Raw genomic sequence first — 21,383 nt, 5'->3', positions numbered from 1 at the left:
CGCCGGGCCCGCTCAGGCCTGGGCGACCGGGATGTCGGTCAGGCGCGCGGCCAGGTTCTTGCCGGGCAGGTCCAGGGTTACGGTGTCGGCACCCGGGTAGGGCCAGACGACCGGCAGGCGCATGGCCTCGCCGGGAACGATGTTGCGCACCCGCCGGTTGGTCACCGGGACGTACTCGCTCTCGGCATCCAGATAGTTGGCCGCCAGGTAACGTGCGCCGCCCGCCAGCAGCGTCGGATTGTGGGCTGCGGTGAAGGAGGCCGGCCAGTGCAGGATCTGCAGTTCATTGGGCAGGGCGAACAGATTCACCGTGATGGACACATCCTCCTGCGCGCTCAGTAGGAGCGATCCGGTCACATAGTCGCCCACGCGCGTCACGCTCTCCATCGACAAATGCACCGTCTGATCACTTATGCGCACGTCCACGCCGTCGGCGCCCGTGCCCGCCGGGCCGACGGAGCGGGGCATCTGCCCCGGTGACGCGTCGGCCTGGTCGGCCGGGGGAGTAGCTGCCGTCGACAGGGCGCTCGCCTCCGCGGGGTTCTTCGGAGTCATCAACACTTCGACTCTCCGGTTGGCGGCGCGCGCCTCGTCCGAGGTGCCCTCGGCCCGGGGCTCGGACTCGCCCTTGCCCGTGACACTGGTGTCCCAGCTGGACAGGTCCGTCAGCTCGCCCAATCGGTCGGCGACCGCCTGGGCGCGCTGCTCAGAAAGGGTCCGGTTGTAGTCCTCCTCGTCGACGTCGTCGGTGTGACCCGTGACCGACAGCTTCCCGCCGGACGGGTAGCGAGTCAGCTGCTCGACCACCTTCGCCAGGACCTCGTCCGCCTGTGCCGACAACTCGGTCGAGTCGGAACCGAAGGTCACGTCGCCGGAAACCGTCACGGTCGTCGACTCCTCGTCGACGTCGGTGTCGTAGGAGCCGTCGGTGGCGACCACCAGCGAACTGAGCCGGTAGGGACCGGGATCGGCCTCACGGTCGATCTCCGCCACGCTGAGCACCTCGCCCGCTTCGAAGCCGGCGTCCTCGGGGCTCACCACGGGGACGCCCACCGCCACGCCGACGCTCGGGAGGAACAGCTCAACGGTTTCGACGTCGTCGCCGACCGCCTCGAAGACCGGGAACACCTCCACCGAGGACAGCCGGGAGATGGTGTCGAACAACCCGTCCGAACGGTCCCCGAGCTCGGGGAAGACTAGAGACTGGCGCAGCGACAGCAGCCGCATTCCACGCATCGTGTAGGGGGAGGATCCGCTGAAGGCCGAGGAGAGGGTGAACTCCTCGTCGGAGTCGGTGGACACCTCCACGCGCACAAGCGTGTAACCGTCCTGCACCGTGGCGGGGCCGACTCGGAAGGTCGCCGCCACGCCGTCGAGCGCGGAGTACAGGGCGACGGCGCCGGCGGCGTCGGCGGTCGGCACCGGGGGCGCGCTCACCGCCGGGGAGGCCGTGAGGCCGGCAGGATCGTCTGTCGACTCCGCCACGCGCTGAAGAGGACTGCCGGCGCAGGCGGCCAGGCCGGTGCCGGCTGCGCCCAGCGACAGGAGGGACAGCATGGTGCGGCGGGTCAGGCCATTGGGAGTGAGGGTTGAGGAGTGCATGAATGCGCCTTTCTGAAGTCGTCTGAACTCGAATGAGCTGACGCGAAGACGTTATTGCCGAACCGCCCCTGCCGCGATGGGCAGAAGTCAACGTCTCCCCGGGTATATCCGGGTGTGCCCGGGTGGTCCCCGGTTGTCCCCGGGCAGATGGGCAGTGCTCCCCATGGCGGTCGCGTGACACAGGCGTTACGTTCAACGTGTTCCTGTTCCCGACCGAAAGGCGCGCATCGTGTCGACGAGTCCCGTCCGTGCGGCCGTCGTGCCGTGTGCGGCCTCGAACGCGGAGGCGCATGTGAATGGGCGCGTTTCGGGGCGAAGCCGGGGCGCATCCAGGGGCGCGCGCCTCTGGGCGACGGCGTTGCGCCTGCCTAGCCTGGCGTCCGGCGTGCCGATCCCTGGTCTCCCTGGCCCAGGGCGCGCGCCCGGGGAGGACCCGCGAAGGCCCTCCTCGCACCCGCATGGGAGGAAGGCATGGGACACGACACCACGCTGGTGCCCGGCAACCTGGTTGCGGTGGCGGCGCTCGGAACGGCAGGAATCGTTGCGCTACCCCACCTGCCCCTGCCCCTGGACGGCTCGATTCACCTGGGCTCGTTGCTCGCGGTGCGCGTCCTACTGTTCGCCGATGCCGCTTGGGCGTTCGTGGCAAGCATCATCGGGATGGCACTGCTTGAACGACGAGGAGGCATCGATCGTGGGCTCGCGGTCGCCCATGTGGTTGCCTACGCCTTCTTCATCCCCGCGGGCGTCGTCTGCGTGCATGTGTTCGGTGGCCATGCCTTCGACGCCGCGTTGGTTGAGACCCTCGTCGCGGGAGTCGTCGGTGTGCTCGCGTCGCTGGCCCGGGGCGGGACCAGCACCATGCCGCAGGGCGGCCGCAGCTGGGGTGACCAGGGTGAGAAGCTCGGCGGTGGCCTGCGCTACTAGCCTCCGGTGTTCGATGTGGCAACCATCTCGTGACGATTCCTTTACGTGGGGGTCGTGAGGTGACTACGGTGGCTCTCGTGCCCGTTGCACGGTCGTGACGCGGCACGCCCTTGTTCCTGCCCTAGCACACCCCGAGGGGGCCCAGCCTTGATTTTCGTCTCTGCCGTCACCGTTGGTGATCCGGTACCCGAGGGCTGCCTGGTAACGCCATCGCTCGACGACGCCGTCGACGCCATCTGCGCCAACAACGAGGACTCTCTGCTCGTGTGCTCGCGGGAGGCCGCGGCGAGGCCTTCGCTGGTGGCCCGGGAGGTGCTGGCCCGAGGAGATGTCGCGCTGGTGACGCTGACCGGCTCTCCCACGCAGCAGGCACTGATGCTCAGGGCGCTGCACCTGTTGCTTCCCTCCACCTACGGTCTCTCCCAGTCCGTGGTCAATGCTGTGCGAGCCCAGTGCCGTACCAGGGTGGCCCTGTCTTCCGTTGCCCGGCTGTCTCAGGCTCGACCGAGTCTGATGCAGCACGTGCGCAGCTTGTTCCCCGGTGCCTCCTTCGATGTTGATCTGGTCAGCGGCGATGTCCACTCCGCCAAGCCCATCGAATGGAATGTGCAGGGGGCGAGGGATATCTGTTGGGCGGGCTGCCCGGATATGGGATCCCTACAGGTCTCTCTTGCAGGTGGTCGGCCGACAGTGGTACTGCCGCCGTCCGCTGAGTCCCCATACGGGGCGCGCAACTGGGCCGAGGTGTCCGCCATTGACGACTTGGAGCTGGCGGTCAGTCGCGCGTTGACCACTGTTCCCACCATGAGCTGTCGCGGATGCGGCAGAACCACCCCGATGGTGGGGTGCCCGTTTTGCGGGACCTGGATCCGATCGACCGTCCCCGCCGTTCAAACCCCTATTGCTGAGAGGCGAATCTCATGAACCCACGCCAGCGGCGAGGAGTGCTGCTGCTCCTGGTGACCCTACTCGGTGCCGCCCTGACCTTTGTCGGCGTCGCCGCCTACGTCAGCTCGGTCTCCTCGCAGGTCGGGCCGATGACCCAGGTACTCGAACTGACCACGGACGTCGAGGCCATGCACAAGATCACCGAGAGTGATGTGGAAGTGGTCGAGGTGCCGAAACGCTGGGCGCCGGACAATGCGGTCTCCTCATACGGACAAGTGGAGGGGCTCGTCACCGTGGGCGCCTACACCACCGGCTCGGTCCTGCAGACGGGGATGCTCACGGATCCGCCTGGGCTGTCCGAGGGCAACCGCGAGGTGGCGATCATGGTTGACGCCGAGACGGGTGTCGCCGGCCGCATCTCCTCGGGCGACTACGTGGACATCATTGCCACGGTGGAGGATGAGAACACCAAGGAGCGCACCGCGCAGGTGGTGGTGCAGAACGCACTCATCATCAACGTGGGTGTGACCACGACGGTCGAGTCGGAGGACTCCTCCGGTGCCTTCTCCGAGAGCCAGGCAGTGCCCGTCACCTTCGCCCTGTCCACCACTGACAGCCTCAAGGTCGCCTATGCGGAGAGCTTCGCGATCAAGCTCCGGCTGGCACTGCGCGGAACCGGCGACAATGCGCCGCTGACCGACGACCAGTCCGTCTACAGCGCCCCGGGGGCAGCACCCGCTGACCCGGCGACGGAACCCAACTCCTCCGCCTTTGAAGGGAACCAGTCATGACCCAGGCGCTTCTGATCAGTTCGGACCAGCAGACTCCTGCGGCTGTGACGGCCGTGCTGGCGGAGCTGGAGGGGTTCTCAACACCGATTGTGCTTGCCTCCGCGGCCCAGGCTCGGCTGGAGTTTCAGCGCCGGGACATCGACCTGGTGCTGGTGGACGAATCCGTGGAGGACGGGCAGGGACTCGCGGTGATGCGTGAGATGGCGGTGCTGGAGCCGCTCGTCCCGGTCTGCCTGCTGACCACTCGCATGGACGCCGATTCCGTGCTGCGGGCCGTGGATGCCGGCGCTCGGGCGGTGCTGCCGCTGCCACCGTCGGTGGAACGCTATGCGGAGCGCTTGCGGTCGCTGTCGGCCTGGTCCCGTGCCGCTCACGGATACGTGGAGGAGGAGCGGGAGTCGTTGGGACGTCCCGTGGGCCGCGTGGTGGCACTCATCGGGGCGAAGGGCGGTGTGGGCACGTCCATGATCGCCCTGGCGGCGGCCAAGGCCGCCGCGGGCAGGGGACGCACGGTCTTACTGGACCTGGATCTGCGCGGAGGCGACTTGGCCTCATACTGCGGCATCCGGGTACGGCACTCGGTGGTAGACCTGGTTTCCGTGGCAGCGGAGATCGGAGGACGCGAAGTGTCCGAGGTCGCCTATCCGGTCAGGTCCGGTGTGGAGCTACTGCCCGCGCCGGAGCACGGCGAGATGGGCGAGGAGATGACCGAGGCCGCCGCCCGGCAGATCGTTCAGGCGCTGCGCTATCAGTACGACCACGTGGTGATCGACTGCGGCTCGCGGTTGGACGAGGGCACCGCCGGTGCGATGGAGCTGGCCGACACGATCGTGGTGGTGGCCACCCCGGAGGTGCCCGCGCTGCGCGCAGTACGCCGCTTCAAGGAGACGCTGGAGCGACTCGAACTGGCTCGCAGCACGCCGCTGCAGGTGGTGCTCAACCGCACCTCCCGGCACAACGAGATCCAACCGGCGGGCGCAGCCAAGCTCATTGACGCTCCCCTGCTGGGGACGCTGCCGGAGAGCGCACAGCGCCTGGAGCCCGTGTTGAACGCCGGCACCCTGCTGGACCTGGACCTGCCGGTGCTGACGGAGATTGGCCGGGCAGTTGCGGAACTGCTCACCCCGGTGACTGCGGTCACGGCTCCTGCCGCCCCCGCAGCACCGGGTACGAGTGCGGAGCTGCCTCCGGCATTTGCGCCCGGGGGCGCACCGCCGACGCCGGCCCCTGCTCCACCACCGTCGGTGGCGGCCCCCGCGCCGCAGGGGCGCCGCGCCAGGCGGGCGGCAGAGCGGACCGACGACGGCGGATCGGGCAAGCGACTGCCGTTCTTCGGCGGACGCCGTCGTGCGGCCGTGGACTCCGCCGAGCGGGGCGCAACCGCAGTGGAGTTCGCCGGCGCATTCATCATCGCCCTGGGCGTGTTCTTCCTGTGCTTCGAGCTGCTGCTGTTCGGGGGAGTGTCCCTCGTGGCGCACAACTCCGCGCAGGAGGCGGCACGCAACTACGCCGTCGGAATGTCCCATCAACAGGTGGTTGCGGCGGTGTCGGAGCGCATGCCGGGATCGCTCGCCTCCGGTCTGAGTGTGTCCACCTCCGGATCCGATGTGCGGGTCAGCATCGAGATTCCCGGAATGATCCCCGGCATTGGCCCGGCAGTAGGCACCGCGCACGTGGAACGGGAGAGGTGATATCGGTGACGGCAGCAGCAAGACCACGCCGGAGCGCGCAGGCGATTCGGCGGTTGTGGCGCCGCGATGAGGGGCAGTCCGCGCTTGAGCTCGCGGCCTTCATCCCCATCGTGCTGATCGTTCTGCTTCTTCTCAGTCAGGGGATCGCGGCGATGATGGCGGCCTCGCATGTGCGCGACGCCGCCAGGGACGGCGCCCGCGCCGCCGAGCGGGGCGACTCGGTGTACGGCGCCGTAACCGCGTCCATGCCCGACTGGATCGAGCTCGACTCGGTCACCGCCTGCGGCAGGGGTTGTGTGCGGGTCGCCGGAAGGGCGCCCATCGGCATCCCCGGGGTGGTAGAGGTCACCCACGTACAGCTCAGTTCCGAGACCACCTTCCGGCAGCGGGAGGGATCCTCATGGCGCTGAGAGACCGCGTGGCTCCCGAGGCCCTTACCGATGAGAACACCGAGCTCGTCAAGCGCTTCCGTGCCCGGCTCCTTGAGGAGATCAACATCGAGGAGGTCACCAGCCTGGAGATGCCGCAGAAGCGGGCACGCCTGGAGCGCGTGCTCGCCCGCATCCTCTCGGTTGAGGGCCCGGTCATGTCCACCCGGAACCGTGCCCGCCTCATTCAGCGCATTGTCGACGACACGGTGGGGCTGGGCGTGCTCGAACCGCTGATCGCGGACGACTCGATCACCGAGATCATGGTCAACGGCGTCCACGACCTGTTCGTGGAGCGCAACGGGCGCATCGAGCGGATTCCGGCGGCCTTCACTTCCGAGGAGGAGCTGTACCAGGCGATCGACCGGATCGTCTCCACGGTCAACCGGCGTGTGGACGAGTCCAGCCCCATGGTGGATGCCCGCCTGGTGGGTGGCGAACGTGTGAACGTGATCATTCCGCCGCTGGCGCTGGACGGACCGACGATGACGATCCGGCGCTTCCCCCGACCCTTCCGCATGCCCGACCTGGTGTCCCGGTCATCGCTGCCTCAGGAGGCGGCCGAACTGCTGAACATGATGGTGCGCGCACGCCTGAACATCCTGGTCTCAGGCGGTACCGGCACCGGTAAGACCACCTTCCTCAACGCCTTGTCAGGGCTCATCCCGGACCGGGAACGCATCATCACGATCGAGGACTCCGCCGAGCTGTCCCTCCAGCAGAGCCACGTGGTCAGGCTGGAGGCGCGTCCGGCCAACTCCGAGGGCAAGGGGCAGGTCACCATCCGCGATCTGGTGCGCAACTCGCTGCGTATGCGGCCGGACCGGATCGTGGTTGGCGAGGTCCGCGGCGGTGAGACCATGGACATGCTCCAGGCCATGAACACCGGCCATGAGGGGTCCCTCACCACTGTGCACGCCAACTCCGCACGCGACGCGCTGAGCCGCCTGGAGACCCTGGCCAGCATGTCCGATCTGGAACTGCCCGTGGAGACGGTTCGGGACCAGATCAACAGCGCCATCGACGTGATCATCCAGTTGGAGCGGGATACCTCCGGTGTGCGCCGGGTGCGGCAGATCGAGGTGGTCACCTCCGAGCACCGGGACAACTACGCCACTCAGCCGATCATGCGCTACACCGAGACCCGATCCCAGGGCGGCGTCTTCCGCTTCCACGCCCTTCCCGAGGCGACGGCGTCCCGCCTGGCCCTGCTGGGCGAGCCCCTGCCAGAGTCATTCGCCGGAGGCGCGGTATGACGCCCTCGGTGCGAGTCATTCTACTGACGCTGCTCATTTCCCTGGCGTTCGGCGTATGGGGTATCACGGTGCTCCTGGACGAGTCCGGGCGCCGCCGCGCCTTGTGGGAGGAGACGGTTGGCGCGCGTGCAACGGGCTCGGAGCGGATCAAGCTGATGGAGCGGCGGCTGACCGGACGCGGCCCGCTGGGGGCTCTGGCCCGGCGGATGACCACCGCGGGTGTGGGTTGGTCACCGTTGTCAACGGTTACGGCGATTGCCGGCGCGATGCTGGTGGTGATGATCGGCGGGCGTCCGCTACTGGGACGAGTCGCCAGCACCATACTTGCGCTCATGCTGCCGCTGGTGTTCTGGCAGTGGCTCAGCCGGCGGCGGGCCAAGCGCAAGGAGAACTTCATTGCGCAGCTGCCTGAGCTGGCGCGAGTGGTCGCCAATGGCAACTCGGCGGGCTTGTCGATCGGACGCTGCCTGGCCATGGCTGGGCGCGAGCTTGCCGAGCCCGCCGGCGCGGAGATGCGGCAGGTGGCCCAGCGCCTGGACCTGGGGGTGAACCTTGATCGGGCGCTGCACGAACTGGCCGAGCGATTGCCGTCGCGGGAGATCGACGTGCTGGTACGCACAATCGTCATTCAGTCCCGCACCGGAGGTGCACTGAGCGATGCGCTGACCGATATCTCCCAGACGCTGGAGGACCGCAAGGAGCTGCGCCGTGAGGTGAGCACGGTGATCCTCGGTGCCTCGGTTGCCGGGTACGCGGTGATGGGGATCGGCATGGGAGCCATTGTGCTGCTGAACATGATCCAGCCCGGCCTGCTTGATGAGATGGCGGGAAGCATGGTGGGGCGGATCATCATGCTGGTGGCGGCCGCCTTCTTCGCGGTGGGGTTCGTGCTCATGCGGGCCGTATCCAAGGTGGAGGTGTAGGCATGGCCGCACTGTTCGGAATGCTCGCTGCCTGCATGGTGCTGCTGGGCGCGCAGGGGGTGCGCATGGTGCGTGCGTCCCTGGTGGATGACCTGCTGGCCACCGGTGACCAGGTCGCAGCGGAGGCGGCTCAGCGCACGGGGCCGTTCACCCGGATCGTGGACCTGCTGGGCCGCATGACCCAGAGCATGCTGCTCGATCTCTACGGTGCGGAGCGGATCAAGCGCCTGGCCTGGCAGCTGCGCGCCGCGGGCCAGCCCGCGGAGGTGACGGCGCAGACCTTCATCCAGCGCGAGGCCGGCTTCGCCAGCCTGGGACTAGTGCTCATGGTGCTGGCCGCACTCAATGGGCAGACGTTCATGGGTGTGGTCCTGGGCGTGCTCTTCGTTTGCTGGATGCACGCCTGGCTGCTGCTCACCTTGCGGCGGCGCCAGGAGCAGATCGAACGGGACCTGCCTGATTTCCTGGATGTGTTCGCCGTGACGGTGTCGGCTGGTCTGCCCTTCCGGGTCGCGTTGCAACGCGTGTCCGAGCAGCACAGCGGGGCGCTGGCGGAGGAACTGCGTCTGACTCTGCGCGAGATGCAACTCGGGGTGCCCCGTCGTCAGGCGCTTGAGGGGCTGCGTGAGCGTACGCGTTCGGAGAACGTGTCTTCGTTCGTAACCGCGCTGCTGCAGTCGGAGGAACTGGGTACTCCGCTGGAAGAGGCCCTGCGACAGATCTCCAAGGAGGTGCGACGCGAACGCGGTCAGCAGGTACGCAGGCAGGCGTCCAAGTCGCAGCCCAAGGTGTCCCTGGTGGTAACGATGTGCATTGTTCCGGGCGCCATTGTACTTATTGTCGGGGGCATGATTATTGGTAATCTCGATGCGATTTCAGGGCTGTTCAATGGGTGAGGGAAAGGTGTTTGCGGAAGCAGCGTTGGCGCCCACCGTGCGAGTGCTCAGCGACATTAGGCTCGTGCTGCTGTTGCTAGTCGCGGTGGTTTGCTCGTTCGATTGGGTGGTGGTATTGACCGTAGCCTGTGCAGTCCCGTGCAGTTGTGTGTTGTTGTTCCGGTGGGGCAGAGCTACTCGTCGTATTGTCGGTAGTTTGCATTTCGTCGCTTGGGATGGGGGTGCGGCGCTTATATTGCTGGCATTTGGCTTTGCCTATGGAGGCGCGGCGGCGCCGCTGTCGCTTGGCTACCTACAAGTTTCGGCGTTGTTGATGGGAATGGTTGCCGGTGATCGTGTCCTGGCGGTTTGGTGTGCGCTAGTTACGGTAAGTGCGTTTGAGCTCGTTCAGTTCTCGCCCAGTCTTTCGGCGATGATGATCGTCACGGTGGGTGCCGCGCTGACGCTCGCTTGGCTTGGGCGCAGGCAGACGCAGCAGGTTGGCAGAGTCGAGGTTCTGGCCGCGGACGCGGTGGAGGCACGGTCTCGCCAGTCTGCCGCGGAAGAACGTTTGGTGCTGGCTCGCGATCTGCATGACACGGTAGCGAAGTCGGCTGCAGGGGTACGTATGCTGGCGGAGGCGCTGTCAGCGGATCTGAGGCGCCAAGAATCAGAATATGCTCGTGACGCCAGTGATTTGTTCGATGCCGCAGACGCGCTGAGCGCCGAGGCGCGCTCGGTCTTGGACGAGTTGCGTTCTGGGCCTGCGGGAGATCTGCGTGAGCAGCTGCGCGAGGACGCCGAGACCTGGGCGAGCCGTGTAGGGACGGACGTGTCGTTAGACGTGTCCGGTGAGGAGATGGTTGCTGACGCAGAGCTGAAGTGGCAGGTTCAAAGGATTCTGGGCGAATTGCTGGCCAATGTGGAAAAGCACGCCAAGGCCACCGCGGTCAGTGTCCGGATTGAAGGTGGGCACATGCTCCAGCTCACGGTTGAAGACAACGGTGTCGGTTTGCCCCGGAGGATTTTGGAGGATCAGTCCAACCTGCGCGGTTCGGGGCACTATGGGCTCTGCGGGGTACGGGAGCGTCTCGCGGCGATTGGCGGCCAGCTCACTCTCGCAGCGAGTCCGGGTGGCGGGACGCGCGCCATGGCGCAGATCCCAAGGGCGACCTCATCAAACAAGAAGAACTCACTGACAACGGCAAGGATGACAGCATGAAGGTGCTAGTGGTTGATGACAACATGATAGTTCGCATGGGACTCAGGCGCGTGCTCGAGCAAGTCCGTGACGTCGAGGAAGTGGAAGAGGCGGCGGACGGCGTGGAGGCGATCGAAGTGGCGCGTAGCTTCGAACCCGATATCGTGCTGCTCGATGTGCGCATGCCGCGCATGGGCGGGCTGGAGGCTCTGCCCACGCTTGCGGGGCACGCCAGCGTGATCATGATGACCTCGGCTGACGACGCTGAGACGATAGCCGCGGCAATGGAAAGTGGTGCCAAGGGTTATCTCATACACGCGCGCCTGGGCGTGGAAGAGGTTGCCGGTGCGATCGCAGCATGCCGGGGCGGAGGTATGGTGCTCGGACCAGGTGTTGGCGACAAGCTCAGCCTCCAAGCCGCGTCCGTGTCCACCAAGAGCGAGCCGCGCGCTAACCTGTTGGCTGAGCGACTGACCGAGCGTGAGGCCGAGGTTCTGGAGGCGGCCGCGCGGGGCATGAGCAACCAGGACATCGCCGCGGAACAGTTCCTGTCTGCTCGCACGGTCAAGAACTACATCAACTCCGCGTACGTCAAGCTGGGCGTCCACAGCCGAGCGGAGGCGATCCTGCTGTGGAAGGAGGCAGAAGGCTCGTGAGCGGGGGGGGCGAGCGCAGGGGCGAAGGTCGGGGCGCAGGTTAGGGCGTACGCCCCTACGCGTGGGCCGGTCAGTATCCGTAATGTTGAAATCGTCAACGGGAACGAACCCCGGAGTCAACCATCCGAGTCAGTGACTCGGAACTCATAAACAGGAGGAAGCATCATGTCGAACTCAGTTCTTGCCGCTCAGGTCCGTGCTCGCATGTGGCTTGATGACATCAAGAACCGCGCGACTGAGGACGGGCAGGGCGCGGTTGAGTACGCAGGTCTGATCGTGATTGTCGCACTGGTAGTGGGCTTGGTTTACGCCGCGTTCAACAATGTGGACCTTCAGGGTGCTGTCGAGGAGCGTATTGACAAGGTCTTGAACCCTGGTCACTAGTCTGTGTACCGCCTGATGATTGGGCGGCGCGTATGAGGCGCGCCGCCCAATCTCGCGTTCATGGGATAGCACGTGACTTCGCTTGCATCCTGTAGCGCATGTGGTAATGTGACACCATGGAAACACTTACTCGACGTCTTTTTTTGTCAGGCGTTGCTTTGATGCCGGCGGGTGCGGTTTTGGCTGCTTGCTCGGATGGCGGCGGACGCACGGAAACTCCGTCAGACAGTTCTTCTGGCGGGGCCATTGAGGCGACGACTGCGTCAGCGTCAACGAGTTCCGGTCCGGTGGTGTTGGAATCGGTGTGGAAGGGTGCCGCATTGACGACGCGCGTTGGGCCTGCGGTGGTGCAAGGCGGATATACAGTGGTGAAGCTGAGCATGTCTACGGATTCTGCTGAGCGAATTCCTGTTAATACAATGTTGGGTGCCGGTGTGGATATGTTCACGATGGCGGCCGCCAGGTTGATTTCGCTTCGCGATAAAGTGGCGTATATTGATGTTCAATCGCGCGTCGATGGGCTTGCTAGTCCACTTGACGGGGGGTCTTCCCGGGAATTGTTTGCGGTGTTTGGCGGGCTGCCGGATGGTACGGAGTCGGTCGAGATGTTTTTGCCGAATGTGGGTGTAGCTTTGGGTGTACCAGTGGTGGACGCAGCCTCTGCTGGTTTTGATGTGACCGCGGCGATTGCTGATGCGAAGATCGATGAGGATATTCATTCTGGGCCGTTTGAGTTGAATTCGCTGGTGGTGGCAGCGGATCGTTCGTCTGACACGGAGAAGGATGATGTGTCCACGACGGTGAACGTGTCGGGGGATGTGTTGTTTGCGACGGATTCGGCGGAGCTGTCCGGTAAGGCCGATGAGATGTTGGGATTGGTGGTGGAGCAGCTCGAGCTTTACTCCTCGGGTGGCGAGTTGGCGATTACTGGTCACACAGATGACGTGGCTGACGACGCGTATAACCAGGGTTTGTCGGAGCGTCGCGCCAAGGCGGTGTCCGACCGTCTGGGTGAGTTGACTGCGCTGTCGGGTTGGGAGACGACCGTGTCGGGGAAGGGCGAGTCTGAGCCGCGGGTGGCGAATGACTCCGATGAGAACCGGCAGCTGAACCGGCGGGTGGAGATCGTGTTGACCCCCACGGATCCCAGTGAAGCCAGCCCCACGACGCCGGACGCGGGCTCGGCTGGTGGGTCGGGTGATATGCCCGAGCCCAAGGGGCCGGTTGGGCGTGGGCCGGACGGTGTGGAGATCGAGATCGACGGGGTCTTGGCCCGTATCTCCCTTGACAGCGTCACCAGGTATGAGGGATACCTGATCGGTACGGTTAAGATCTCCTCTGATCAAGAGGTGCGCGTTCCGTTGTTCTTGCTGCAGATCCCTGATGATTTGCTTTTTGATAGGATGTGGTCGTCTTATGCGGCCACGGGCTGCACGCTTTTGAAGGGGAAGTCTCGGTACTTGGTTGTTGACTTCACGGACTCCAACGAAGAGCACAGGGTATTGGGGGGCCTGCTCCATGATAACTTGACGGCGAATGATGTTCGTAGCGTTCCGGTGGTGTGGCCGGATACCGGTGAGGATACGGTAACCATGGACATGATCGGTGAGGATGACACGTTTGGGCAGCACCTGGCGGTACGCCTTACCGACATCCCCGTAAGTGAAGTGTAATCTCTGGTTTGTTCTCTATATGAAGGATGTATATTCCGTGTTCGCTGTCCACAGTATCGGTTCTCGTCGGCTACGGCGCTTAGACAGTCGGCTTCGTGATGGAGAGCGCGGAGCGGTCAATATCTTCCTGGTCAGTGTGCTCGTTGCGCTGCTGACGGTCGGAATGATCATCATCATTCCATTGGGTGACGCGATTGCGGATCGCCGGAACGCCAACACGGCGTCCGACGCGGCGGCGCTGGCGGCGGCCGGCTACTGTGCTGACCGGCTCGAGGATGTGTATGAGGACGCCCTGGAGGCCACAGACGCCGAGACGTTCTGGAGCTACTTCGGCAAGCCGGTCTTCTCGTACTGCTCGGGCGCCTCCACACAGGCCACGCGGTACGCGAGCAGTAACGACGCGACGCTGACGTCCTACAGCCAGCTCTCGGGACTGCGATTCCAGGTCTCCGTGCGGATGGACGACGAGATCGCCGAAACGGGCCTGCAATCGACGTCCACGGCCACGGCCAAGATGACCTTTGAGCAAGGCGTGTGCGTGTCCCGGGGCCTGCTCGGCGTATCGGTGAACGGCTCGTGCTACACGGCCCCGGGGGTCGGCTTCGGACAGGACACATCCACTCAGAAGGAGGAGGGCACCGGCTCCGAAGGTGAAGAGGACGCCGAGGAGGAGTCGTTCGATCTCACGGACGGGCTGCCCGACTCGGCCACAGTCAAAACCAGACTCGTCTGATCCAGATGAAGCGCCTTCTCCCAAGGCGTCCCCGGCGCCACCGCGCGGAGCGAGGCCTGCGCGGGTACCGGGGCATGATCGCGGTCATTGTCATGATCGCGCTCGTCGCCGTGCTCGCCCTGACCGGAACCTTCCGGCGTGGACTCTGCGCTCTTGACCCGGACTCGTGCACAACCACCCCATCCGGCGGCGCCAGCCCCACCTACTTCGGCACCGGCGCACTGCCCGCCGCGTCCGACGAACGCGCCGTTGCCACGGGGGCAGGACTCGATGCGGTACCTCCCGGCCGCCACAAGACCGCAGTGGGAAAGGCACCCGCGCTCACGGCCGGCTCGGCGGCGTCGCTCGAGCAGTTGTGGACGCCGCTCACCGGTGTAGAGCAGGCCGGGTTGACGGACACTACGGTGCTCATCCCGCTGGAGGATATGGCCTGCGGCACTTCCGTCACCGGGCCCTGCGACACCTGGGAGGGGCTTCAGAGCGACTCCACGGCAGAGCACACGCAGGGAGCCGATCGGCTCTCACTGCTCGGGCTCGACCCCTTCGTCGGGATCGAGTCCGAGACCAGCACGCTCGACCTGACGCTGGCCAACAGCCCCCTGCGGCAAGGCGGTTCCGGCAGCTCGGCAATCCTGTACCGCCACTCTCAACGCCTGCGCGACGGCGCCACAACCGAGACGTGGGCGTGGCAGGCGTCCCCGGAGACCGTTGCCCTGGTAAGCGTCGAGCGCCTGCGGGGCGGCCTGCTCCACTCCGTGAAGATAATCGGCGCGACCACGGGGGCCGACAACCAGGTGATATGGACCACAATACGTATTCCGGTCACCGACTCCAGTCGGGAGGCGCTGGACCAGTGGGTATCCGCATTCACCGTGGACGGCCCGGCACTGTCAGACGATCTGTGGGAACCCACCGCCGCCGTCGGCCCAGACGACGACGTCCTGCTCCGCCTAGTCCACGCAACCGGCCAGGTCACGCGCGAAACCCTCTCCACCGGCGACGGATTCCCGGGAATCACCCCTCAGGTGCTCCGCGACGATCCTGAGCACGTCGGCGCCGGCCTGGCGGTCACCAGCACCGAGACTCTCGGCGAGCCCGACGCACTCGGCCGCCGCGAGCTCAAAGCCGAGGAGGACAAATGAAGGCGTGTGCTGCAAGGCAACGGCGCTTGGCGCGGCTCGCCTGCCTCGGGGCGCTGCTGGCGGCTCTGGGCGCATGCTCCGCGGGCGGATCCGCGCTGCCGGCCACGACTCCCATCCCGGCCGCGACGGTGCAGACCAAGACCGCTGACGCGAACGGCATCACCCTGCAAGTTCCCAGCACGTGGGTATCCCACCCGCATACGGTGGCGACGGCGGGCAACGGCACGGACGACGATCCCTGGTCGCTCCACATGACCGACCCCGACGGAGACGCCGCGCCGGTGCTGGCCATCAGCGACGTGCTGCGCACCGCCAGCGGCGAGCAGGCATACCAGGCGGCGTCGGCACTGCTGTCGTCCAGCATCACCGGCTATCGCCTGACCGGTGCCTTCAGCTTCCCCACGCCCGCCCACTCCGACGCCCCACAGGTACCGACGCCGACGAGCACGCAGGAGACGGCTGCTGTGCCGGATGACGCAGCCGAGCCGACACCGTCGTCTTCCGCTGCGCCAGCTCCTATGGCGGAGACGGTCGCGCGGATTGCCTTCGCTTATGAGCGAGGCGAGGTCCATACGAGTGGAACCGCCTGGATCGTGCCTGCCGAGGAGGGCTACGTCGTCGTCGTGCTGCTGGACGACGACGACTCGATCCGCACGGCGATCGAGGCCTCACTGACGGGAGGCGGAACATGAGCGGCAGCCCGCATCGCGCAGGGATCAGCCGTCGCCGCGCCGTCGGGCTATTCGGTGTCGTACCGCTGATTGGCATGACCGCCTGCTCCGGTTCCTCGGTCATGCCTGCGGGCTGGGATCGCGCCGTTGTCTCAGGGGCCTATGTACCGGTGCGCAGCGACTGGCAGCACATGGCGGCCCCCGGGGGCATCGGCCTGTTCTCCGACATGTGGCAGGAGGCGGCTTCGCCCTCACATGTACTTGCTGTCGGCAGCCCCTCCGCAGGGCTCGACCTCCAGGGCATGCTGGCCGAGACCGAGGACGCCTTGCGCAGCAGCCTGCCCGGATTCCGGGTGACCAGCCAGCAGGCGGCGGCCGAGCGCTCCGGCGGGCAGCTCCTGTACGAGGACTTCACCACCACGTTCACCGGTGCGACCAGCGGGCGAATCTGGCTGCTGACGAATGAGAAGTCGGCGATCGCCGTCGTCCTGATGGCGGAGAATCTCGATGAGAGCTATCGCGACGTCGTAGACGCGGAGCTCTCATTGCAGTCCTCTGACCTGCCTGCCGTCGATTCCGGCTGGACCAGGGTCGGGCGGGGTACCACCAGCTTCGCCGTGCCGGGCACCTGGGCGGTCACCGGCGCTCCCACGAAGTCCGAACGCTGGACCGACAGCTGGGCAGACGCAGACATGGACGGCGCCGCGCGGGCGAGGGTACTGCTCGCGCCCGACACCGGGGAACCAGGTGTGGTGGACGCGCTCGCCCAAATCGAGTCCGACGCCGTCGCCGGCGCCCTGTCCCGGTACGTACGGCTGTCGGAGCCCGTGGAGCTGGAGCTCGACGGACAGGAGAACGCTTCCGGCATTCGGGTCTACTTCGCCTATGGGAACGGCAGAGCCGCGCAGGGAGCTCTGTGGGTGCTGGGCATCGCGGGAACCGTCAGCGCAATTCAACTGTCCTTCTCCGGACCCGCCGACCAGGGCATTGTCTCAAGGATGGAGCGGAGCATATGGCTTACAGCCCCCGACCAATAGCCGTAGGCACGCCGCGCCGCCGTCTGCTGGGGCTCATTGCCGGCTCCTCCGCCGTCGCGGCGGCGGGAATGCTCGCCGCCTGCTCGCCCAATGAGCCGTCAGAAGACGCAGGCGGGGCGGAAGGCCGAACCACGCGGGACAGCGACGCAGGCTCCGCAGACGCGCCGGATGTCAAGGCAGCTCCCCTAGCGGTCACCGGTCAGGCGGTTCAGCCCGTGACCGGCATACAGCTGACGCTGCCCGGGGACGTGCAGGCACTGACTCCCGAGCGAGTCGGAGAAGGCCGAACTCAGGTCACCTACGTATGGGCCGACGGTGACGACTGGGGATACCTGGTCGTCGAGGGGCCGAACTCATACGCCGCGGACGAGCAGTCAGCCGCCATGATCGCGGCGAATGCCGAGCGGCAGCGCCTGATAGCTGCGCTCATCACCCCCTCCGAGCCCCGAAAGCTCGAGTGGGAGGGCTTCGCCCAATGCGTGCAGCTGACCTGGAGCCAGCGCACCGTGCCGCCGGGCTGGTCGCAGGAGACGCCGGTGGATGCCCTCGCGCTGCTCTGCGTTGCGGAGGGCGGCCGGGCGTACACGGTGGTGGCGTACGGGCCAAGGAACACGCTCGAGAAGACGTATGCCTACGCGGCGCTGTGCAGCGCAACGGCGATGGACAGCGCTGAGAGCTCACAGGGGTAGCCAGGGGGCGAGGTTTGGGGCGTTCGCCCCTAGGTGCGAAGCAATAGCCAAACGTAGGCTACCCGCTAGTTGTATGGAATACCCATGTGAGGAAGCACCATGACCGCATTGCGTCAAAGGATCAGGCAGAGCGCAGAAGTAGGGGCGACCGCTGCCGAGTACGCCGGTGTCATCATCGCCGCCGCGATCCTGGTACTGGCGCTCATTGTGGCTGCGACTCCAATTGGAGACAGGATCGCATGCGAGGTCGGCTCCGCTATCGATAAGATCACCGGCGGAGAAGGATACGCATGTGAACCCGCAACAGCGACTAATAACCAGTACGAAGTTGATCCGTCAGAAGTCTCTAAAACGTCCAATGAGAGATCTCAATCCACCAGTGCCGGCGTAGGAGGGAAGGTAGGTCCGGGGGACCTGACTGTCTCTGGCACAGATGGCGTAACGGCAACCCAAACCGAGAATTACGACGGATCTGGGACGAGGGCGGTGCGAACCTCGCAAGGAATTGACGTCGAATACTCTGTCAAGACGGACAAGGGAGACAAGGGCAGCGAGAACAAAGATCCAAACCCCTTCGGTGCGGAACTTGAAGCGAGCGGCGCCATTGGCTTAAGCCAGACCGAAGAAAAGACGTGGAACTGCGGTGGTGATGACGAACGGTCTTGTGAGGACTTTGATGAAGCGAATGAAGATGCAATTCAAGACCAGTTGAACAAAAACGGCTTTGGGCGGATCGGAAACCACGGAAGGGAAATTGACGAGGAGCCAGACTCTGTTTCCAATTCGAAGAGTGCGAAGCTCACCGTCGAGGCGGGGGCAGGAATCTCGAACGGCCGGAGTGTGGGGATATCCGGAGAAATCGGATACACTTTCACTGACAAGGTAGTCAAAGACGGTGATGGTGAAGGCGATGATCGAAGGGAGACGTCGCATCAATTCAGCTATAAAGGCGAACTAAGTCGCGGGGGTGCGCAGACTAGCGAGGTGTTTGGGCTTGAGAAAAATGGTTCCGCTAGTTACGCCGGAAAATATAAAGTGACCTATGACGAAAATGGGAGGCTCAAAGCTATCACGTTCACGAGCGTAGCTGAGGGGAGTCAGTCGGCTAGCGCTAAAGGCGCGGCGAAGAACGGAGACAAGAACGGTATAACTGCGAGTGCTAGCGGAAAGGAAACGGTCACATCGACCGTCACTACGACGCTTGATGTTGCGTCGTTGAGCGACGCTGATCGTAAGATCGCCGAGGAGTATGTGAGTTCTTCGCTGACCAATGGAGCTCTGCTTGTGTCGGAGTCCGTCTTGAATCCAAGCACGCCTTCCGATGACGCATTCGAGAACCTTCTGTATGAACAGGGTAAAGTTACACGTATAATCACGGAGGGAACAACTATCACAGACAGTGGAGGTATCGATGCGTGGGTGCTAAAGTATGAGGAAACCGAGCAGACAACTAGCACTGAGACCAAGAGCGTTGAGGTTCTAGGTGAGCCAGGCAGTGATGGGACTCGTGCTTACAAGGAGAGTGATCTTCCGTGAACCAGGCTGGACGACGTAGAGTTGTGACCGTGATGTCGGCAGCGTCAATAGTGTCGCTGGTATTTGGGCTATCCTGCTGCTCGGCAGGAAATGGGAATGAGCGGGCGGACGAACGCATGAGTGATGTTGCGTCATCATCATCTCCGACGGCGGACGTTGAACCTGATGACGTAATGGTGGCGGATGTGGCGCCTGGCTTGACGTTAGAGGTCTCTGCGGATGCGGCAGTAAGAATGCCGCAACAGGACTATGATGGCCGCTGGGTTACGAGCTACGATGTAGCCGACGAACGTGCGCCATACACGGTTATCGTCGAGTATTATGAACCCGGTGTAAAGAATGCCAGCGAAGTGTTAGCGACGGAGCTCGAGACATTTGAGTTACAGGGGGCTTCGGAAGGGGACATTGCGCAAACGACGGTGCAGGTATCTGGTAGCTACGAGGCGTATCGATTGGACTGGACGCAGCGTGCGGAGGTGCCTTGGTCTGCAGAAGATACAACCGAGATCGAGGTGGAATGCGCAGCTATTATCTTTGATGGCCAGGACGGTTACACCTATGCTGTATATACGGCGGGTGATTCGACTAGCGAGGCGTCGCTTACTGCCGTTGCATCCGTAATCGAATCGATCGAGGTGGGCCAGTAGTGAGGCGGCGTGCGGCGATCACCCGGGTTGTGCTGCCCGCGATTCTGGTGCTGTCTGCATGCAGTCATGATGAGAGTGCAGAGGCAGCGGACTCCGCGACCCCGGTTGAGGACGTTCCTCAGCCTGCGACGCCGATGGCGGCACCGACAGAGGAACCTTCGGCGTGGGTGGGCATCGAGCTAACCGAAGGCTTGAAACTTGCCATCCCGACTGCCTTTGAGGGGCCGACGACACACGATGACTGGGGGTGGTACACGGATTCGTATGACCTGAATGACGCTTCCGGTGCTATGGTGCAGCGGCTCATGCTCGGCGTGCTCAGTGAGACGTCGAGCGCCGAAGGCATGCGACGCACGGCGACCTTCACCAACAAGTTGCTTATTTCCGGTTATCAAGAGCTCGACCGGGTGAGTTGGGAACAGGACGAGGATATGGCGATTGAGCGGGTTACTTTCAAATGGGGCGACGACGCTGCAGGAGCGGGGACGTGCTGGTTGGCGGCTAGTAATGGCGTGGTGGCCTTCGTGACGTTGTACGGAGACTACTTCGACGACGGGCTTCGCAACGGTATCGAGGAGTCGCTCGCTTTCGATCAGGGGCGGTCATGAAACGGGCGGTTCGGCGCCGTGCTGGGTTGAGGGCGGCCTGCCTGGCGGGAGCTGTAACGTTGCTGGTTGCGTGTTCTAAGGATGAGCCGAACGTCATGCAGAACTGGGAGAGCGCGGAAGTAGATGGACTCTCTTTGCTCGTCCGTTCCGATTGGACGCGCAAGGATCTTGAAGACGGGGCCTGGACGGCGCGGTGGGACAGCGACGACGAACAGAACCGGCTACTGGTTGCCAGCGACCTGGAGGCGGACGATGCCTATGCTGCTATCGATATAGCGATGGATGCGGCGCGTGCGGTTACCCGGGGGTATGCGCCTGTCGGGGTACGTACCGCTGCACGCATTGGTGATTTACTCGTCATCCGCCAGGACTACCGTACCTCCTGGCCGCTGAATGCTGATGGGACGCTTTGGTGCATCAGCTCAGGCGCCAGGCACGCGCTGGTAGACCTGACGGGAGTAGACGTCTCCTCAGAGGAGCGGGAAGGCGTCGGCGCGAGCTTTGAGGTAGGCGACTCGTTTGCGCAGGCGGCGAGCGCCGTACCAACGTCTGCGGCGCCTCTGGTCGCACCCGAAGGCACGGCACTGCTTGAGCGCTCGGGCGTAAGGCTAGCGGTGCCCTTGGGGTGGTATGACACCGAAGGCATCGAGGGATCCCAGCGCTGGACGGTGGGTTGGGCGATGATTGATGACGATGAGATTGTCAAAGCGCGTCTGCTGGTCGCTCCGAGCATGCCACAAGAATCGGTGTCCGAGGCGCTGGCTCAGATAGAAGTTGACCATCAGGGCGGCTCGTTGGATGGCTACACAATGCGTTCCAGGAACCCACTGACATTGGAGGGAATGACGGAGGCAGTTCGTACTGACTTCGTCTCGGGCAAGGCGGGTGAAGACCAGGGCTGTTTGTGGGTGTTCTCCAATGGTTCGACCGTGGCGGCTGCTCAGTACAACTGCGCCGGTCAGCTTGATACGTCTGTTCGCGATGCGATCGAAGGCACATTGGCCTTCGTGGCCGCGTGACCAGTG

Annotated in this window: 22 protein-coding genes; 21 read left to right on the top strand and 1 reads right to left on the bottom strand. The window is 64.6% G+C overall.

The annotated features are described in order from the left end of the window. Window positions 1-12: 12 nt before the first annotated feature. The gene (locus BLR49_RS03150) at window positions 13-1,602 is read right to left on the bottom strand and encodes an OmpA family protein (RefSeq protein ID WP_245690345.1); all 1,590 of its coding nucleotides are present in this window, start codon (window positions 1,600-1,602) and stop codon (window positions 13-15) included. Window positions 1,603-2,073: 471 nt separating this feature from the next. Here BLR49_RS03150 and BLR49_RS03145 point away from each other — a divergent pair, with 471 nt between their 5' ends. The 21 genes from BLR49_RS03145 (at window position 2,074) to BLR49_RS03060 (ending at window position 21,377) form a co-directional block, all read left to right on the top strand. Beyond that, complete coding sequence (locus BLR49_RS03145; protein WP_092533112.1) at window positions 2,074-2,529, top strand: hypothetical protein; 456 nt, start codon at window positions 2,074-2,076, stop codon at window positions 2,527-2,529. Between the two features lie 147 nt (window positions 2,530-2,676). Next, window positions 2,677-3,453, top strand: a complete 777-nt coding sequence (locus tag BLR49_RS12950) for a hypothetical protein (RefSeq protein WP_143013684.1) — start codon at window positions 2,677-2,679, stop codon at window positions 3,451-3,453. Next, window positions 3,450-4,208 (top strand): Flp pilus assembly protein CpaB, encoded by a 759-nt coding sequence (cpaB, locus tag BLR49_RS03140; RefSeq protein WP_092533109.1) that lies wholly within the window; start codon window positions 3,450-3,452, stop codon window positions 4,206-4,208. Before BLR49_RS12950 ends, cpaB begins: the two co-directional genes overlap by 4 nt. Further along, window positions 4,205-5,899: a CpaE/TadZ family protein gene (locus BLR49_RS13835; RefSeq protein ID WP_092533106.1), complete on the top strand. Its 1,695-nt coding sequence runs from the start codon at window positions 4,205-4,207 to the stop codon at window positions 5,897-5,899. Before cpaB ends, BLR49_RS13835 begins: the two co-directional genes overlap by 4 nt. Window positions 5,900-5,904: 5 nt before the next feature. Further along, a complete protein-coding gene (locus BLR49_RS03130; RefSeq protein WP_245690343.1) occupies window positions 5,905-6,309 on the top strand; it encodes a TadE/TadG family type IV pilus assembly protein in 405 nt (134 codons plus the stop codon). Beyond that, the gene (locus tag BLR49_RS03125; protein WP_092533100.1) at window positions 6,300-7,583 is read left to right on the top strand and encodes a TadA family conjugal transfer-associated ATPase; all 1,284 of its coding nucleotides are present in this window, start codon (window positions 6,300-6,302) and stop codon (window positions 7,581-7,583) included. The genes BLR49_RS03130 and BLR49_RS03125 overlap by 10 nt, the downstream gene beginning before the upstream one ends. Then, window positions 7,580-8,506, top strand: coding sequence for a type II secretion system F family protein (locus tag BLR49_RS03120; protein ID WP_245690341.1), 927 nt, complete (start codon window positions 7,580-7,582; stop codon window positions 8,504-8,506). The genes BLR49_RS03125 and BLR49_RS03120 overlap by 4 nt, the downstream gene beginning before the upstream one ends. Window positions 8,507-8,508: 2 nt before the next feature. Continuing rightward, window positions 8,509-9,402 (top strand): type II secretion system F family protein, encoded by an 894-nt coding sequence (locus tag BLR49_RS03115; protein WP_092533097.1) that lies wholly within the window; start codon window positions 8,509-8,511, stop codon window positions 9,400-9,402. A 64-nt stretch (window positions 9,403-9,466) separates the two neighbouring features. Next, window positions 9,467-10,603, top strand: coding sequence for a sensor histidine kinase (locus tag BLR49_RS03110; RefSeq protein WP_176765747.1), 1,137 nt, complete (start codon window positions 9,467-9,469; stop codon window positions 10,601-10,603). Continuing rightward, the gene (locus BLR49_RS03105) at window positions 10,600-11,238 is read left to right on the top strand and encodes a response regulator transcription factor (RefSeq protein ID WP_092533093.1); all 639 of its coding nucleotides are present in this window, start codon (window positions 10,600-10,602) and stop codon (window positions 11,236-11,238) included. Before BLR49_RS03110 ends, BLR49_RS03105 begins: the two co-directional genes overlap by 4 nt. 165 nt (window positions 11,239-11,403) lie before the next feature. Further along, a complete protein-coding gene (locus tag BLR49_RS03100; RefSeq protein ID WP_092533090.1) occupies window positions 11,404-11,622 on the top strand; it encodes a hypothetical protein in 219 nt (72 codons plus the stop codon). Between the two features lie 116 nt (window positions 11,623-11,738). Continuing rightward, window positions 11,739-13,295, top strand: a complete 1,557-nt coding sequence (locus BLR49_RS13570; RefSeq protein ID WP_245690339.1) for an OmpA family protein — start codon at window positions 11,739-11,741, stop codon at window positions 13,293-13,295. Window positions 13,296-13,332: 37 nt separating this feature from the next. Then, the gene (locus tag BLR49_RS03090; RefSeq protein WP_143013683.1) at window positions 13,333-14,028 is read left to right on the top strand and encodes a hypothetical protein; all 696 of its coding nucleotides are present in this window, start codon (window positions 13,333-13,335) and stop codon (window positions 14,026-14,028) included. 74 nt (window positions 14,029-14,102) lie between these two features. Then, entirely contained in the window at window positions 14,103-15,170 is a 1,068-nt protein-coding gene (locus tag BLR49_RS03085) for a hypothetical protein (RefSeq protein WP_092533084.1), read from the top strand. Next, on the top strand, window positions 15,167-15,862 hold the full coding sequence (locus BLR49_RS03080) for a hypothetical protein (protein ID WP_143013682.1): 696 nt from the start codon (window positions 15,167-15,169) through the stop codon (window positions 15,860-15,862). The genes BLR49_RS03085 and BLR49_RS03080 overlap by 4 nt, the downstream gene beginning before the upstream one ends. Then, window positions 15,859-16,878 carry a hypothetical protein gene (locus tag BLR49_RS03075; protein ID WP_143013681.1) on the top strand — a complete coding sequence of 340 codons (1,020 nt, stop codon included), beginning with the start codon at window positions 15,859-15,861 and terminating at the stop codon, window positions 16,876-16,878. The genes BLR49_RS03080 and BLR49_RS03075 overlap by 4 nt, the downstream gene beginning before the upstream one ends. Continuing rightward, window positions 16,854-17,567, top strand: a complete 714-nt coding sequence (locus tag BLR49_RS03070; protein WP_143013680.1) for a hypothetical protein — start codon at window positions 16,854-16,856, stop codon at window positions 17,565-17,567. Before BLR49_RS03075 ends, BLR49_RS03070 begins: the two co-directional genes overlap by 25 nt. A gap of 99 nt (window positions 17,568-17,666) precedes the next feature. Next, window positions 17,667-19,103 (top strand): Flp family type IVb pilin, encoded by a 1,437-nt coding sequence (locus BLR49_RS12945; RefSeq protein ID WP_143013679.1) that lies wholly within the window; start codon window positions 17,667-17,669, stop codon window positions 19,101-19,103. Continuing rightward, window positions 19,100-19,750, top strand: coding sequence for a hypothetical protein (locus BLR49_RS12940; protein ID WP_143013678.1), 651 nt, complete (start codon window positions 19,100-19,102; stop codon window positions 19,748-19,750). Before BLR49_RS12945 ends, BLR49_RS12940 begins: the two co-directional genes overlap by 4 nt. Beyond that, on the top strand, window positions 19,750-20,358 hold the full coding sequence (locus tag BLR49_RS03065; protein ID WP_143013677.1) for a hypothetical protein: 609 nt from the start codon (window positions 19,750-19,752) through the stop codon (window positions 20,356-20,358). The genes BLR49_RS12940 and BLR49_RS03065 overlap by 1 nt, the downstream gene beginning before the upstream one ends. 95 nt (window positions 20,359-20,453) lie before the next feature. Beyond that, complete coding sequence (locus BLR49_RS03060; protein WP_092533069.1) at window positions 20,454-21,377, top strand: hypothetical protein; 924 nt, start codon at window positions 20,454-20,456, stop codon at window positions 21,375-21,377. The last annotated feature ends 6 nt before the right edge of the window (window positions 21,378-21,383 follow it).

The organism is Actinomyces ruminicola (genome assembly GCF_900103885.1).
GTDB lineage: Bacteria > Actinomycetota > Actinomycetes > Actinomycetales > Actinomycetaceae > Actinomyces > Actinomyces ruminicola.
The sequence above is the reverse complement of the archived record's forward strand: the minus strand, read 5'-3'. Positions and strand labels throughout refer to the sequence as shown.